Source organism: Alphaproteobacteria bacterium PA2 (assembly GCA_002256425.1).
In the GTDB taxonomy this organism is placed as follows: domain Bacteria; phylum Pseudomonadota; class Alphaproteobacteria; order Caulobacterales; family Caulobacteraceae; genus Phenylobacterium.
The window spans coordinates 2,125,886-2,139,037 of record NKIZ01000001.1 but is presented as its reverse complement, the minus strand read 5'-3'; the positions used below and the strand labels follow the sequence as shown (position 1 = coordinate 2,139,037).

13 protein-coding genes and 1 tRNA gene are annotated in these 13,152 nt (G+C 62.4%); 9 read left to right on the top strand and 5 right to left on the bottom strand.

The features are described 5' to 3' along the window. Window positions 1–30: 30 nt before the first annotated feature. Entirely contained in the window at window positions 31–369 is a 339-nt protein-coding gene (locus CFE28_10315; GenBank protein OYU70344.1) for a transcriptional regulator, read from the bottom strand. A gap of 227 nt (window positions 370–596) precedes the next feature. On the opposite strand from CFE28_10315, the gene CFE28_10310 reads away from it, so the two are divergent. The 4 genes from CFE28_10310 to CFE28_10295 all read left to right on the top strand — a co-directional run bounded on the left by CFE28_10310 (window position 597) and on the right by CFE28_10295 (window position 5,056). Beyond that, window positions 597–2,141, top strand: coding sequence for an acetyl-CoA acetyltransferase (locus CFE28_10310; protein ID OYU70343.1), 1,545 nt, complete (start codon window positions 597–599; stop codon window positions 2,139–2,141). A gap of 11 nt (window positions 2,142–2,152) precedes the next feature. Further along, window positions 2,153–2,722 carry a phosphoglycerate kinase gene (locus CFE28_10305; GenBank protein OYU70342.1) on the top strand — a complete coding sequence of 190 codons (570 nt, stop codon included), beginning with the start codon at window positions 2,153–2,155 and terminating at the stop codon, window positions 2,720–2,722. A 41-nt stretch (window positions 2,723–2,763) separates the two neighbouring features. Then, window positions 2,764–4,182 carry a bifunctional ADP-dependent NAD(P)H-hydrate dehydratase/NAD(P)H-hydrate epimerase gene (locus tag CFE28_10300; protein ID OYU71665.1) on the top strand — a complete coding sequence of 473 codons (1,419 nt, stop codon included), beginning with the start codon at window positions 2,764–2,766 and terminating at the stop codon, window positions 4,180–4,182. 253 nt (window positions 4,183–4,435) lie between these two features. Then, window positions 4,436–5,056 carry a lysine transporter LysE gene (locus tag CFE28_10295; protein ID OYU70341.1) on the top strand — a complete coding sequence of 207 codons (621 nt, stop codon included), beginning with the start codon at window positions 4,436–4,438 and terminating at the stop codon, window positions 5,054–5,056. Window positions 5,057–5,077: 21 nt separating this feature from the next. Here CFE28_10295 and CFE28_10290 read toward each other — a convergent pair. Further along, window positions 5,078–5,162 (bottom strand) — tRNA-Leu (locus CFE28_10290). Between the two features lie 214 nt (window positions 5,163–5,376). Between CFE28_10290 and CFE28_10285 the strand changes: the two genes are divergently transcribed. Beyond that, window positions 5,377–6,741, top strand: coding sequence for a trigger factor (locus CFE28_10285; protein ID OYU70340.1), 1,365 nt, complete (start codon window positions 5,377–5,379; stop codon window positions 6,739–6,741). A 166-nt stretch (window positions 6,742–6,907) separates the two neighbouring features. Further along, window positions 6,908–7,522, top strand: coding sequence for an ATP-dependent Clp protease proteolytic subunit (gene clpP, locus CFE28_10280; GenBank protein ID OYU70339.1), 615 nt, complete (start codon window positions 6,908–6,910; stop codon window positions 7,520–7,522). A 108-nt stretch (window positions 7,523–7,630) separates the two neighbouring features. On the opposite strand, the gene CFE28_10275 is transcribed toward clpP, so the two are convergent. Genes CFE28_10275 through CFE28_10265 form a run of 3 tightly spaced genes read right to left on the bottom strand, consistent with a single transcriptional unit; the run spans window position 7,631 to window position 8,945 of the window. Beyond that, on the bottom strand, window positions 7,631–7,885 hold the full coding sequence (locus CFE28_10275; protein OYU70338.1) for a hypothetical protein: 255 nt from the start codon (window positions 7,883–7,885) through the stop codon (window positions 7,631–7,633). Continuing rightward, a complete protein-coding gene (locus tag CFE28_10270) occupies window positions 7,882–8,280 on the bottom strand; it encodes a phosphoribosyl-ATP pyrophosphohydrolase (GenBank protein OYU70337.1) in 399 nt (132 codons plus the stop codon). Before CFE28_10270 ends, CFE28_10275 begins: the two co-directional genes overlap by 4 nt. A gap of 2 nt (window positions 8,281–8,282) precedes the next feature. Next, complete coding sequence (locus tag CFE28_10265; protein OYU70336.1) at window positions 8,283–8,945, bottom strand: hypothetical protein; 663 nt, start codon at window positions 8,943–8,945, stop codon at window positions 8,283–8,285. A gap of 266 nt (window positions 8,946–9,211) precedes the next feature. Here CFE28_10265 and CFE28_10260 point away from each other — a divergent pair, with 266 nt between their 5' ends. The 3 genes from CFE28_10260 to CFE28_10250 are packed head-to-tail and all read left to right on the top strand — an operon-like array spanning window position 9,212 to window position 13,101. Beyond that, window positions 9,212–10,474 carry an ATP-dependent protease ATP-binding subunit ClpX gene (locus CFE28_10260; GenBank protein ID OYU70335.1) on the top strand — a complete coding sequence of 421 codons (1,263 nt, stop codon included), beginning with the start codon at window positions 9,212–9,214 and terminating at the stop codon, window positions 10,472–10,474. Beyond that, a complete protein-coding gene (locus tag CFE28_10255) occupies window positions 10,440–10,700 on the top strand; it encodes a hypothetical protein (protein OYU70334.1) in 261 nt (86 codons plus the stop codon). The genes CFE28_10260 and CFE28_10255 overlap by 35 nt, the downstream gene beginning before the upstream one ends. Before the next feature lies 1 nt (window position 10,701). After that, window positions 10,702–13,101, top strand: a complete 2,400-nt coding sequence (locus CFE28_10250; GenBank protein OYU70333.1) for an endopeptidase La — start codon at window positions 10,702–10,704, stop codon at window positions 13,099–13,101. The last annotated feature ends 51 nt before the right edge of the window (window positions 13,102–13,152 follow it).

Here is a 13,152-nt window from a genome sequence, read left to right as displayed (position 1 = left end):
CCCCTTCTCAATAGTCTGCTTGCTGGCGGCCTAGACCGCTGTTGCGCCTGTCTCGCCGGTGCGGATCCGCAGCACGTCGAGGATTTCCGAAACAAATATCTTGCCGTCGCCGATCCGACCGGTCCGTGCGGCCGTGACTATGGCGTCCAGAGCCGGCTGGAGCTGATCGTCGGCGACCACCACTTCAATCTTAATCTTGGGCAGGAAGTCGATCACATATTCAGCCCCGCGGTAGAGCTCGGTATGGCCCTTCTGACGGCCATAGCCCTTGGCCTCGATCACGGTCATGCCCTGAACGCCGAGTTCCTGGAGCGCTTCCTTCACCTCATCGAGTTTGAAGGGCTTTATGATGGCTTCGATCTTCTTCATGAACTCACGTCTGGAGCAAAGGGCGATGTCCGCCCGCTGCGAGGCGCTAGGTGCACGGCGCGCGGGATGGGGACAAGAGGGCCCCCGACCTGTTCCGGGTTGAAACTACCCGGAGCGGGGCATTGTCTAGAATGTGAGCAGGTCGCGCACAAGAATTGATCATAGTCCAATTCGCCTTGTTCGGCGCTTTTCTGCCCTTAGGATCGGCTGGCAAGCGGTTGAGGGGAATGAAAGTCGTGGCAGACAGAACGCCGGTACTCATTGGCGCAGGCCAATTCACCTATCGGGGCGAAGCAGGGCAATCGCCGTCCCCGACCGCTCTGCTGAAGATTGCAGCGGATCGGGCCGTTCGCGACGCCGGCCTCGCCGACGGCGTCCTGGCTGGTCTCGACGGCCTGGCTGTCATGGGGTTTGCGGTAGACGCCGAGGGCGATCCCAGGGTCATTCCGCATTCCACCAATCCCCCGGCGACCCTGGCCAGAAGGCTGGGGGCTGACCCTCGCTGGTCGGTCTATGCCGAGATGGGCGGAAACAGCCCGCAGCACGCCATCAACCTTGTCTGCGATCGGATCGCCCGGGGTGAGAATGATTTCGTCATGGTCGTCGGGGCCGAATTCCTGGGCGCCGGAGTCAAGCGGCTGACCAGAGGGCTGGGCTTTGAAGACTGGGATGACGCCGAGGATCTTCCTCCACCCATGCGGATCGGCGATCCGCGTCCCGGGGTCAGCGCCTACGAGGCCCGTCACGGCATGGGGCGGCCCATCAACACCTATCCCATGTTCGAGAATGCGCTCAGGGCGCAGGCCGGTCGGTCAATCGCCGACCATCAGGCCCATCTTGGCAGGCTGTTCGCGCCGTTCACAAAGGTTGCGGCGGCGAACCCGGAAGCCTGGTTTCCGGTTGAAAGGACGCCAGAGGAACTGGTCACCGTCACCGACCGTAACCGTATGGTCGGCTTTCCCTATCCCAAATACCTGAACGCCATCATGGAGGTGGACCAGTCCGCCGGCGTCATCATCACCAGTCTGGAGAAGGCGCGCGCCCTGGGTGTCGCAGAAGACCGGATGGTCTTCCTGCATGGCTGTGCAGACGCACACGACCTTTGGTTCCCCCTGGATCGCCAGAACTATCATTCCAGCCCCGCCATGCGTCTGACGGGCAAGGCGGCCCTGGACATGGCCGGGATCACCCTCGATCAGGTCTCGCACTTCGACCTCTATTCCTGCTTCCCGTCCGCCGTTCAGATCGGGGCCCGGGAACTGGGTCTGGCGCTGGATGATCCCCGTGGTCTGACCGTCACCGGCGGTTTGCCCTACGCCGGGGGGCCGGGAAACAACTACGCCATGCACAGCGTCGTCGTAATGATGCAGAGGTTGCGGGCGCGGCCGGGCGAGTTTGGTCTGGTTACCGCCAATGGATGGTACCTCACCAAGCAGTCGACCGGAGTTTACGGAACGACGAAGCCCCGGAATTCCATAAGCCCGGACGCGTCCGCCTCACTCCAGGCCCAGATCAACAGCCTTGAGCATCCGACTGTCATCGAAAAGCCATCTGGAGCTGCCAGAATTGAGACGTATACGGTCGTCCATGGCCGGGAAGGATACATGCTGGGCATTGTCATCGGACGCGATTCCGAAAATCGTCGATTTGTGGCCCAGACCCCGAAGGATCCGTCGGTTCTGGCCTCGCTGGAGTCCGTCGAGGGAGTCGGACGAACCGGGCGGGTCGCGTTTTCCGATGAGACCGGCAAGAACCTTTTCATTCCAGATTGAGCCAGAAATCCATGTCCCGACTATTCCTGATCCGCCACGGCAAGCCTTCCGCCACCTGGGGCGAGGCCGATGATGATCCGGGCCTGGACGCCGCTGGCCAGGCGCAGGCGGAATCTGCCCGGGACTATCTTCTCGGACTGCCCGCAGACCAACGGCCGACAAAGGTGGTGAGTTCGCCGCTGCGGCGCTGCCGGGAAACGGCCCAGCCGACCGCAGACGCCCTTGGCGTCGAAGTGGAGATTGATGTGTCGGTAGGGGAAATTCCAACCCCGAAAGGGCTGTCAGCCGAAGATCGCCCGGCCTGGCTCCGTGAGGTGTTTCAGGGGCAGTGGAAGGACGTCAAAGGCGATCTCGATTATGAGGCCTGGCGCCGGACTGTTGCAGGATCCCTGGCGGCCCGCGGCGGAACGGCAGTCTTCAGTCACTATGTCGCCATCAACGCCGTCATGTCCGTGCTGGAGGACGACCCCAGGGTTCTGGTGTTCCGGCCGGATCACGCTTCCATCTCCACCCTTGAAACCGATGGCGCGGCAGTGACCCTGGTTGCCCGAGGCCCTGAAGCCTCGACCGGCGTGCTCTGAGCGCTTCCGTGACGGGCGCGCCCATACTGACCGTCGCCGAAATGGCCGCCGCAGACGCCGCGGCCGTTTCTGCGGGACAGTCCATTGACGGGCTGATGGCCCGGGCCGGACTCGCTGTGGCGGATGAAATCTGCGAGCGGTTCAGGGCACGGCCGACGGCCGTTCTCTGCGGTCCGGGGAACAATGGCGGCGATGGCTATGTGGTCGCCCGTATCCTTGGCGACCGTGGCTGGCCAGTCTGGGTAGAAGCCTTGAGCTCACCTTCTACGGATGCCGCGATCCATGCCGCATCCCTCTGGAAGGGCCCTGTTCATGCGCTCGGCCAGACAGATCATGTCCCGGAGTTGACCGTCGACGCCCTGTTCGGCGCAGGGCTCGGCCGACCCCTTGAGGGCGTTGCGGCGCGCATGGCCCGGGCATCAGAGGCGCGCACCAGTCCTGTCGTGGCCATTGACACCCCCAGCGGTGTGTTCGGTGATACCGGCAAGCCTCTGGGCGATGCCGCTTTCTGGGCCGACCTCACCATCACCTTCCACGCCAGAAAGATCGCCCACGTCCTGACGCCTGGCATGGCGCGCTGCGGTGAACTGGTTGTGGCCGATATCGGCATCCCGCCTTCAACAAGCGCCCTTGTGGAAAATGGCCCGGACCTCTGGCTGGCGGATTTCCCATGGCCCGGGGCTGGCTCCCACAAGCACGAGCGCGGCCGGATGGTGGTCGTCAGCGGCGAGCCCTGGAATACCGGCGCCGCCAGGCTGGCATCTCGGGCCGGACTGAGGATCGGGGCAGGGGTGGTGACCATGGCGTCTCCGCCGGAATCCCTCTCGATCAACGCTGCGCATCTGGAAGCGGTCATGCTGCGGCCCTTTGAAACCGAAACTGACCTCGAGCAGATCTGCGCAAATGTGGACGCCGTCGTGATCGGACCGGCGGCCGGTGTGTCTGAATCGACCCTGCTGAATACCCTGGCCCTTGCCCGTACAGGCGCCGCCCTTGTGATCGACGCCGACGCCATCAGCGTGTTCCGGGATGATCCGGAAGAGCTCTTTTCGGCCCTGGACGTGGATGATGTCCTGACCCCGCACCCGGGGGAGTTCGAGCGACTTTTCCCGGGCCTGCTGGCGGCGTCTCCCGAGCGTATCACCGCAGCGCGTCGGGCGTCCGCCCGGGCGGACGCCGTGGTCCTGCTCAAGGGCTTTGACACCGTGATCGCTCACCCCGACGGACGGGCTGCGGTCAGCACCAATGGCTCCCCCTGGCTGGCGACAGCCGGTTCGGGTGATGTGCTGGCCGGATTCATCGCCGGCCTGATTGCCCAGGGCATGGACAGTTTCGAGGCTGCATGCGCCGCAGTCTGGATCCATGCAGAGGCCGGCGAGGCCTTTGGTCCGGGGTTGACCGCGGAAGATCTGCCCGGTTTGGCGCCATCAATTCTTCGTAAGCTCTATGCTGCTAGGTAGATGAGGCTTGGCCTTGGCGAAAAGGTCGTGTTAGCGTTTGTGTCCTGCATGGAGATCTCCCCAATGACCCTGCTCGTCGGCGCTGTCCTGTCCCTTCTTGCTTCGGCCGCCGTGGCCGCCCGGGCCGTCGCCCAGTCCAAGGTACGCGCGCGCTCCAGGCGCTAGGCGGAATTCAAGCCATCGCGTCCCCCTCCGCGAGGCAAGGGGGCGGCCCCCGTTCTTGAGGGGCGCTCAAGTCCTCGAAAGTCTTTGCATGTCTCCGCAATTGCTGAGCGCCCTGGTGGCGTTCTGTTTCGTTTCATCGATCACGCCCGGTCCCAACAACACCATGCTGATGGCGTCGGGGGCCAATTTCGGCTTCAGACCGACCCTCCCGCACATGCTTGGCGTGTCCCTGGGCTTTGGCTTCATGGTGCTGGCCGTCGGTCTGGGACTGGGTCAGGTCTTCGTACGGTTCCCGATCCTGCATCCTGTCCTGGCGTTCGGCGGCGCCATCTACATGCTCTGGCTGGCCTGGAAGATCGCCCATGCAAGCGGCCTGGGTGAGGTGGGAACAACAGGCTCGCCCATGACTTTCCTGCAGGCCGCAGGCTTTCAGTGGATCAATCCGAAGGCCTGGATCATGGGCGTCACCGCCGTGACGACCTATGCGCCCCAAAACAGCTACGGACTGAATGTGGTTCTGGTCAGTCTGATCTTCGTGGTGGTCAACGCGCCATGTATCGCAGCCTGGGCGGGGTTTGGCGTCGGCCTGAGGGGCTTTCTCGACCGCCCGGAACGCATGCGACTTTTCAACATAAGCATGGCCGCCTTGCTGGTCCTGTCCCTTGTTCCCCTGATTTTCGAGTATGCGCCGGCCCTGGCGAGGGGATGACCGGGCGCACGAGGCGCGCGGTGGTGCGGGCGAGAGGACTCGAACCTCCACGCCTTGCGGCGCTGGAACCTAAATCCAGTGCGTCTACCAGTTCCGCCACGCCCGCACTTGGGCTGGTGCATACGGGGAAAGGGCGCCAGCGCCAACACTGATTTGCGAGAATTGGCGGGCTTGAGCCCGTCATGTCGCTTTGGACTTGGCCCAATGCAGGTCGCATGACATAAGGTCGCCCGCTCGCCGCCAGCCTTGGCGGCGATTACATTTTCACGCCCAAGGCGGGCCTGGCGGCGCGACGTCGAGCTGGACCCGAGGAAATAAGAATGTCGATGCAGATCGTTGAGAAGTCTGGCGAAGGCCTGAGCCGCGTTTACGGAGTGACCGTTCCGGCGGCCGATCTGGCCGCTCTTTATGAAGCCCGGGTGGCGGAAATCGCCCCGACCCTGAACATCAAGGGCTTCCGTCCTGGCAAGGTTCCGCCGGCTCACGTCCGCAAGATGTTCGGCAAGTCGCTGATGAGCGAAGTGGTCGAGAAGACCATCAATGAGACCACCCAGAAGGTGATCGAGGACAACAACCTGCGTCCGGCCAGCGAGCCCGATCTGAAGCCGGAAGGCGACATCCAGGCCGTTGTCGATGGCAAGGCCGACCTGTCCTACGAGATTTCCCTGGAAATCATGCCTGAATTCGCCCTGACGGATCTGACCAAGATCTCCCTCAAGAAGCCCGTTTATGAGCCCACTGCCGCCGAGGTGAAGGAAGCCCTGGACGAGCTGGCCAAGTCGAACCGCACCTATGAGCCGCGCACGGGCAAGTCCCTGAAGGCCAAGGACGGCGACCAGCTGGTCATCGATTTCCTGGGCAAGGTGGACGGCGTGGCCTTTGACGGCGGCGCTGCAGAAGACGCCAGCCTGACCCTGGGCTCGGGCCAGTTCATTCCGGGCTTTGAAGAGCAGCTGGTCGGCGCCAAGCCCGGCGACAGCGTCGTGGTCAAGGTGACCTTCCCGGCCGAGTACCAGGCCGCAAATCTGGCCGGCAAGGACGCCGAGTTCGAAGTGACCGTCAAGGAGGTCAAGGCGCCTGTTGCTGCCAAGGCCGACGACGCTCTGGCCGAGCGCCTGGGTATCGAAAACCTCGAAAAGCTGTCCGAGCTGCTGAAGACCAACCTGGAAAGCCAGTATGCAGGCGCCTCGCGGTTCAAGCTGAAGCGCGCCCTTCTGGACGCCCTGGACGAAAAGCACGCCTTCGATCTGCCGCCGCGCATGGTTGAAGCCGAGTTCAGCCAGATCTGGGCCCAGGTCCAGCAGGACAAGGAGCAGGGCGGCCTGCCTCCGGAAGATGCTGACAAGACCGACGATCAGCTGCAGACCGAATACCGCAAGATCGCGGAGCGCCGGGTGCGTCTGGGTCTGGTCCTGGCCGAAATCGGCCGGACCAACAACGTCCAGGTCACCGATCAGGAACTGGGCGAGGCCATGCGCCAGGAAGCCATGAAGTATGGCCAGCAGGCCCAGCAGATCTTCGACTTCCTCCGCCAGAACCCCAACGCCCAGGCCCAGCTGCGCGCCCCGATCTTCGAGGACAAGGTCGTCGACCTGATTCTCGGTCAGGCCAAGGTGAAGGACGAAAAAGTCTCCAAGGACGAGCTCCTCAAGGAAGACGACATGCCGGCCGGCTACGATCTCTGATCGCCGCCAGACAGGCTGATTTCTGCAAAATCCCTCATCAGCAATGGTGAGGGATTTTCTTTAGACCTTTCCCTCACCTTGCAACCGGCCTGCCGACACGCGATATCGGCAGACAACGCGGTTCTGTGAACAGAGTCGCCTCCACTTGATGAAGGGCCATCTTCCCATGCGTGATCCGGCGACGACCGCCCTCAACCTCGTTCCCATGGTGGTCGAGCAGACCAGCCGTGGCGAGCGGGCGTTTGATATCTTTTCCCGCCTGCTCAAGGAGCGGGTGATTTTCGTGAGCGGACCGGTCGAGGACGGCATGGCCGCCCTGGTCTGCGCCCAGCTGCTCTATCTTGAGGCCGAGAACCCCAAGAAGGAGATCCAGATGTACATCAACTCGCCGGGCGGCGTGGTGACCTCTGGTCTGGCGATCTATGACACCATGCAATACGTGAAGTGCCCGATCGTGACCCTCTGCATGGGCATGGCGGCTTCCATGGGCTCGTTCCTGCTGATGGCCGGCGCGCCCGGACAGCGGATCAGCCTGCCCAACGCCCGGATCATGGTCCACCAGCCCTCCGGCGGCTATTCCGGCAAGGCTTCGGACATCGAGCGCCATGCCGAGGACATCATCAAGACCAAGCGCCGCCTGAACGAAATCTACGCCAAGCACACCGGCCGGACCTATGAAGAGGTCGAGGACAAGCTGGACCGCGACACCTTCATGACCCCGGAAGAGGCCAAGGCCTGGGGCCTGATCGATCTCGTCCAGGAAAACCGCGGCGACGACTAGAGCACGCCGCGATAAGTGGGAACCGGTTATCGCGACAAGCGTGCTCTAAGCCTTTAGATTAAAGCGCAGTTCTACCCTTTAGACGATTCCGTCTAAAGGGAACGCGCTCTAGAGGCGCCGTACTACTTCGGCGACAAGGACCGGCCAATTGGTTGGGTTGCTGACGTCGAAGCGGTCGAAGTCGATCCCGGCCTTATCGCGGACATCTGCGAACAGGCCCGTTGGGTCTTCATGAAAATGCAGGAAGGCCCGGGATTTTCGGTAGAAGATTCCGGGCTTTTTTTCGTTCAGGGCTTCAAGTTTCCGGAGTTCGGCGAGAAGGCCCGCCAGATGTTCCAGAGCGGCGGGACCAGCGTGTTTCATGGTTCCTGCGGATACTGATCGGGCCGCGCCAGATAATAGTCCGCGGCGGGCAGGCCGTGATCGGCCTCAACGGCTGCATTGAAGACCCGATCGTCAAAACCGCCCCGCTCCCGGCGTTTCTCCAGTCGAATGGCCTCAACCTCTTCCGGCGTCAGGCCATGGAAGGCTGCAAGGGCGAGGATCACCTCCTGCAGGTCCGCCAGTTCACCGGCAATCTCATTGCGGGTCCCGGCAGCATGGGCCTCGGAGGCTTCTTCCAGAAGCTTGGCGCGAAGGGCAAGATCATAGTCACGGTCTTCGAGCCGGCGCTCAAATACCCTCAGGCCCATGTCGCGCATCATGGCGGGCAGGTTGTCCCGGATCAGTTTGGCGACCCTGAACCTGTAGCCAGCCATGGTCAGGGCCTTTCCCGGAATTCCCGATAGCCGGCGTGCTCGGCCAGCTTGAGCATTTCCGTATCGCCGCTGGTATCGCCATAGGCGGCGGCCAGACGAATTTCCTCACCGAACAGGGCCCGCAGGCGCCTTACCTTTTCATGGCTACGGCAGTTAGGGGTGGCGAAAGCGCCTGTAATCCGCCCGTTTTCGTCCACTGCAAGTTCGGTAGCGATCAGGGTGTCGGCGGCCAGGCCCCTGGCGAAGGGAGCGATAATGATGTCGGGAGAGGCCGTCACGATGACCAGGCGGGCCTGCCTCTGCTGCCAGTAGCGCCAGCTGCGGATGGCGTCGGGACGCATGAGAACGGTCGCCTGGCTTTCGCAGAAGGACAGGGCTTCGGCCTCCAGGGCCTCTTTGGTCATACCCGCAAGGAATTCCTTGACCGTCGCAGCCTTCAGCCGGCCGCGGTCGTGATGAAACAGATAAAGGAAGGCGGCAGGGATCAGCCTGACCATGCCCTTGGCGAAGCGCATGAAGGACACCCGCCATTTCAGGAAGGCCATGAAACTGTCGCGGCAGGTGATTGTGCCGTCAAAGTCATAGGCGACGATCCCGATATCCTCGAGCTGCTCGTCCACCGACAGTCTCAGGGGCGCGCCGCCGCCCAGAAGTTTCCTGGCCATTTTCGTCCTTGTACCCGTCTTCGCGTCCAGCCTTGCCGATCGGACAGTCCGCACCCATCTAGGGATTCGTGTTGCGCGGCCACCGCAGGGCCGACTGTTCGGCCCTTGATCCTGCAGCAAGGCTTGTGATCCGCGTCAGGATCAGAGATTGTCAAGGATTATACAACTAGCTTGGGCGTAGTGTGAGGCGTTGGCGTCGTTGATCGCCGCGCCAGGCTGACGCGACTTCCCCCTCGGGCTGGCGCGTCAAGAGAGTGAGAAAGAGCATGACCAAGGCCGCAAGCGGAGATTCCAAGAGCACGCTGTACTGCTCTTTCTGCGGCAAGAGCCAGCACGAGGTCCGCAAGCTGATTGCGGGCCCGACCGTGTTCATCTGCGATGAATGCGTTGAGCTGTGCATGGATATCATCCGGGAAGAGCACAAGATTTCCTTCGTGAAATCAAAGGACGGAGTGCCCACGCCGAAGGAGATCCGGGAAGTGCTCGATGACTATGTCATCGGCCAGGACCATGCCAAGAAGGTCCTCTCGGTGGCGGTGCACAACCACTACAAGCGCCTGAACCACGCATCCAAGAACAATGACGTCGAACTGGGCAAGGCCAACATCCTGCTCATCGGTCCCACCGGTACGGGCAAGACCCTGCTGGCCCAGACCCTGGCGCGAATCATCGACGTTCCCTTCACCGTCGCCGACGCGACGACCCTGACCGAAGCCGGTTATGTGGGTGAAGACGTCGAAAACATCATTCTGAAGCTGCTCCAGGCCGCCGATTACAATGTCGAGCGGGCCCAGCGCGGAATTGTCTATATCGACGAAGTCGACAAGATCAGCCGCAAGTCGGACAATCCCTCCATTACCCGCGACGTTTCGGGTGAAGGCGTCCAGCAAGCCCTCCTGAAGATCATGGAAGGTACAGTGGCCTCGGTTCCGCCCCAGGGCGGCCGCAAGCATCCCCAGCAGGAGTTCCTGCAGGTGGACACCACCAATATCCTGTTCATCTGCGGCGGCGCCTTCGCCGGCCTCGAAAAGATCATCTCGGCCCGAGGGCAGGGGACCTCCATCGGTTTCGGCGCCAAGGTTTCGGATCCGGATGAGCGTCGCACAGGTGAAGTCTTCCGTCAGGTTGAACCCGATGACCTGCTGCGCTTCGGCTTGATCCCGGAATTCGTTGGCCGCCTGCCGGTCATCGCGACCCTGGACGATCTGGACGAAAAGGCCCTGGTGAAGATCCTCACCGAGCCCAAGAACGCCTTCGTGAAGCAGTACCAGCGTCTGTTCGACATGGAGAATGTCGGCCTGACCTTCACCGAGGACGCGCTCAATTCGGTCGCCCGCAAGGCCATTGCCCGGAAGACCGGCGCCCGGGGCCTGAGGTCCATCCTCGAAGCCATACTGCTCGACACCATGTACGAACTGCCCACCTACGACGGCGTCGAGGAAGTGGTCGTCAATGCGGAAGTGGTGGATGGCCGCGCCCAGCCGCTGATCATCTATGCAGAACGCCGCGACAAGGGCGGCGCCGCCTGACATCGGGCTATTTGAGCCAATTGAACGCCCCGCAGACCCCCTGCGGGGCGTTTTGTTGTTCATGGTTCGGGCGTTCAGCTTGAATGCGCGCTCAAAGCGGCCACATAAGAACCCTGACGCGCCGACCTTGTGCGGCGTCCGGCAGGCCAACCCCGGCATTCCGACCGGGACACGAAATCGAGCCGCGTTCTGCTTGTTCAAGGGAGCCGGCGAGGAGTTGATGTAACATGACCGAGAACCAGACCCTGCCAGTGCTTCTCCTGCGGGACATTGTGGTGTTCCCGCACCAGCCGGTGCCGCTCTTTGTGGGCCGTGAGAAGACCGTCCGCGCCCTCGAAGAGGCGATGAAGACCCCCGACAAGCAGATCCTGCTTGCCACCCAGAAGAACAAGGACGACGACGATCCCGAGCCGTCCGCAATCTATGACGTCGGCGTCGTCGCCAGCGTCCTGCAACTGCTGAAGCTTCCCGACGGCACGGTAAAGGTGCTGGTCGAGGGCAAGGCCCGGGCGGCCATTGTCCGCCTGACCGATGAACCGGCCTTCTATGAGGCCGAAATCACTTACATCACCGAGGATGGCGCCGCATCAACCGAGGCTGAAGCCCTGTCGCGGGCGGTGATCGAGCAGTTCGAAGCCTATGTGAAGTTCAACAAGAAGGTGCCGCCTGAGGCCCTGGCGGCCATGCCCCAGGTCGAGGCGCCGGGCGAGCTTGCCGACCGTGTCGCGTCCCACCTCAGCGTCAAGATTTCCGACAAGCAGAACCTCCTGGAGCTGTTCAATGTCGTGAAGCGCCTGGAGAAGGTCTACGCCCTCATGGAGGGCGAGATCAGCGTCATGCAGACGGAAAAGAAGATCCGTAATCGCGTGAAGCGCCAGATGGAGAAGACCCAGCGCGAGTACTATCTGAATGAGCAGATGAAGGCCATTCAGCGGGAACTTGGCGAGCAGGACGACCATCGCGATGAACTGGTCGAGCTGGAAGCCCGCATCAAGAAGACCAAGCTCTCCAAGGAAGCCCGCACCAAGGCCGAAGCCGAGCTGAAGAAGCTGCGGAACATGAGCCCCATGTCGGCGGAATCCACCGTGGTCCGCAATTATCTGGACTGGCTGCTGTCCATTCCGTGGGGCAAGGCCAAGACCAAGCCGATCAATCTCGACAAGGCCGAGGCCGTGCTCGAGAACGACCACTACGGTCTGGAAAAGGTCAAGGAGCGGATCCTGGAGTACCTGGCTGTCCAGGCCCGCACCGGCGCACTCAAGGGGCCCATCCTCTGCCTGGTCGGACCTCCCGGCGTGGGCAAGACCTCACTTGGCAAGTCCATTGCCGAGGCGACCGGCCGTGAGTTCGTGCGCGTCTCCCTGGGTGGCGTCCGCGACGAAGCCGAAATCCGCGGCCACCGGCGGACCTATATCGGCTCCATGCCTGGCAAGATCATCCAGTCGATGAAGAAGGCCAAGTCGACCAACGCCTTCTTCCTGCTCGACGAGATCGACAAGATGGGCTCGGACTGGCGGGGGGATCCGTCGTCGGCCCTGCTGGAAGTGCTGGACCCGGCGCAGAACTCGACCTTCGCCGACCACTATCTGGAAGTGGACTATGACCTGTCGCCGGTCATGTTCGTGACCACGGCCAACAGTCTCAACATGCCCCAGCCCCTGCTGGATCGCATGGAGATCATCCGGATCCCTGGCTATACCGAAGACGAAAAGGTCGAGATCGCCAAGCGTCACGTCCTGCCGCGCCTGACCAAGGACCATGGCCTGACGGCTGCGGAATTCAGCGTTCCGGACGACACAATCCGCGATCTCATCCGCTACTACACCCGGGAAGCTGGCGTGCGGTCGCTGGAACGGGCCCTGGGCAATCTGGCGCGGAAAGCGGTTCGTGACCTGGGTCGTGAGAAGACCAAATCCATCACGGTCGACGCGGAACGCCTGGAGAAATACGCCGGGGTCAAGAAGTACAGCTATGGCGAGACCGACGCCGAGGATCAGATCGGGATCATCACCGGCCTGGCCTATACGGACTTCGGTGGCGATATCCTGACCATTGAGGCGGTGAAGATGCCGGGCAAGGGTCGCATGACCGTAACCGGCAACCTCAAGGATGTGATGAAGGAGTCGATTTCGGCGGCAAATTCCTATGTCCGCAGCCGGGCGACCCACTTCGGCATTGAACCGCCCCTGTTCGACAGGACCGATGTCCACATCCACGTTCCGGAGGGGGCGACTCCCAAGGATGGTCCCTCGGCCGGTGTGGCCATGGCCACGGCGATTGTCTCGGTCCTGACCGGCATTCCCATCCGCAAGGACATCGCCATGACCGGCGAGGTCACCCTGCGGGGACGGGTCCTGCCCATTGGCGGTCTCAAGGAAAAGCTGCTGGCCGCCCTGCGGTCGGGGGTCAAGACCGTGCTGATCCCCAAGGAGAACGCCAAGGATCTCGCCGACATCCCGGACAACGTGAAATCGGCCCTAGAGATCATTCCGGTCTCGACTGTGGATGAGGTCCTGGCCCTGACCCTGATCCGGCCCCTGACGCCGATCGAATGGACTGAACCGGCGGCGGGGGCATTGCCTGTCGCCCCCGATGAGGCCACGGACGACTCCGTCATCACCCATTGAGGGAATAACGCCTAAATTCGCGGCGCGGGTTCATTCCCGCGCCGCCTTTGT